The following is a 645-nucleotide window of genomic DNA, read 5'->3' as shown; positions in this document are numbered from 1 at the left end:
GTGTGGGATTTAAACTCTGGGCTTTGCCTGCACACCCTAGAGGGGCATGAGGATTGGGTCTATGCCGTAGTCATCACCCCAGACGAGCGCAGTGCTGTTTCCACATCGGCTGACAAAACCTTGAAAGTATGGGATTTAAACTCTGGGCGTTGCTTGCATACCCTGGGGCATGAGAGTTGGGTCGATGCCGTAGCCATCAATCCAGACGGGTGCAGTGCTGTTTCCGCATCGGCTGACAATACCCTGAGAGTGTGGGATTTAAACTCTGGGCTTTGCCTGCACACCCTAGAGGGGCATGAGGATTCGGTCTTTGCCCTAGCCATCAACCCAGACAGGTGCAGTGCTGTTTCCGCATCGGCTGACAATACCCTGAGAGTGTGGGATTTAAACTCTGGGCTTTGTCTGCACACCCTGGGGCATGAGAGTTGGGTCTATGCCGTAGCCATCACTCCAGACGGGCGCAGTGCTGTTTCCGCATCGGCTGACACAACCCTAAAAGTATGGGATTTAAACACTGGGCTTTGCCTGCACACCCTAGAGGGGCATAAGGAGTTGGTCTATGCCGTAGTCATCACCCCAGACGGGCGTAGTGCTGTTTCCGCATCGGCTGACACAACCCTAAGAGTATGGGATTTCAACTCTGGG

1 protein-coding gene is annotated in these 645 nt (G+C 54.1%); it reads left to right on the top strand.

Annotation, left to right across the window (positions count from 1 at the left end; translation table 11 throughout):
- On the top strand, positions 1 to 645 hold a 645-nt coding region (locus AC5JL8_RS02100), incomplete at both ends, for a WD40 repeat domain-containing protein (RefSeq protein WP_495878118.1).

The sequence above is a fragment of the Mojavia sp. genome, assembly GCF_059505145.1.
The sequence above is the reverse complement of the archived record's forward strand: the minus strand, read 5'-3'. Positions and strand labels throughout refer to the sequence as shown.